The organism is Pseudorhizobium xiangyangii (genome assembly GCF_020531965.1).
Lineage (GTDB): Bacteria > Pseudomonadota > Alphaproteobacteria > Rhizobiales > Rhizobiaceae > Neorhizobium > Neorhizobium xiangyangii.
The window spans coordinates 1-1,717 of the sequence record NZ_JAJAWH010000088.1; the positions used below are offsets into that span (position 1 = coordinate 1).

General features: G+C 56.7%; 1 pseudogene. It reads right to left on the reverse strand.

The window, feature by feature from the left end:
* Positions 1-1,368: pseudogene (locus tag LH464_RS24280) on the reverse strand (autotransporter outer membrane beta-barrel domain-containing protein); the annotation flags it as partial.
* Between the last annotated feature and the right edge of the window lie 349 nt (positions 1,369-1,717).

Consider the following 1,717-nt stretch of genomic DNA (forward strand, 5'->3'; position numbering starts at 1 on the left):
CAGTGTGCCGCTGCTGCCTGCAAAGTTCGCCAAAATGGCAGTGGAGGCTGCGACATTGCCCGCATCGGAAATCGCCAATGTGCCATCGCCAATGTTGCCCACGATTAAGCCGCTTGAGTTATTCCACTGCGACCCGGCGCCGCTCACAGTGACAGACCCGACGCTGCCAACACCATTCCCAATTCTGCCCAGACCGCTTGAAACCACGCCACCACCACTAACGGTCAACGTGCCGTTGCCCATAAATCCGACTTCCAGCCCACCCAAGCTCGAGTTGTTCCACTGCGATCCGTCGCCATTTACCGTGACAATGCCAGTCGCAGCGGGATTCGAGCCAACAACGCTCGCAGTATTCGATACCACTCCACCGTCGGTTATTTCGAGCGTACCGGCGCCGAGGTTGCCCACGATCAAGTCGCCAGAGTTATGCCACTCAGATCCAGCGCCACTCACAAGGGCCACCCCTGTTCCGGTGGGGTTGAAGCCAACAGTGCCGCTCGTATTTGACACGACGCCGCCCCCAGTTATCGTTAGGGTGCCAATGCCGCTGTGGCCCACAGTCAGGAAGCTCGAGCTGTTCCACTGCGATCCAAGGCCGCTTACGGCGGCCATACCGGTCGCGGCGGCATCCGAACCAACAATGCTCGTTGTATTTGACACTAGGCCGCCGCCGCTAATGCTGAGTGTGCCGTTACCAACGAGGCCCACTATCAAGCCGCTAGAGTTATTCCATTCAGATCCAGCGCCATTCACAAGGACCGTTCCGGTCGTAGTGGCGTTGAAGCCAATATAGCCGTTTGTATTTGAGACGACGCCGCCGTCCGTGATCTCAAGCGTTCCGGTTCCGGAGCCGGTGATGCCGACGGACAGACTGCTAGAATTGTTCCACTGCGATCCTGGGCCGCTCACCGTGACTACGCCACTCCCCGAACCGTCACCGATCCTGCTGTCCGCATTTGACACGACGCCACCCTCTGTGATCTCGAGCGTTCCACTGCCGATGCGGCCGACCGTCAGGCGACCACCGACGCTCCAAGGTGAACTTTGGGTTTCCGGCACAAATACAGCCGCACCACCCTCGATGACCGCTTGTGAAAGTGCAGGTGAGGCGCTCAGCACTGCCAGAAGCGAAGTTCGGGACAGGGTGCACAGGAGGCTCGACCTCAGCGACCGTATCGCGGCTCCTCTACAAGGAACCTTATGTGTATATTCGGCTTCAAAGGAGCTCATGCCGATATTTAAGCTCGAACCCGCAGTACTCATTCCACAGGCCCGCGGGTTCCGCTGGAACGGAGCTCTTTGCTGCGCGGAGCAAAGACCGTCGAGCCGATGATGAATGATCACATGAGCGAAGCGAGCCGCGGCCATAGTTCTGATCCCTCTATTCGGATGCTGCGTGAGTACGTTCTGTTAGATGGCAACCTAGGTCGAACCCATATCGACCCACCCTACCCCTGCATATTCTCTATAATGCACATTCGATGCAAAAGCGATAGATCATTGGCTGCATATCGATATTCTTCGTTGTTGCACACGACAAATGTGCATTGAGCAGATAATTCGTATATGTCTGTATATCAATTTCAAATCTTGATCATCGTCGCTCCGGTCCCACGGTTGTCTGATCGATTGAAGATCAACAAGCGGCGAGACCGACGCCCTCTGCTTCTTTCCTGACTCTCGCAGGCACTGCTGGCATGACGTAGCGCGGCACAAG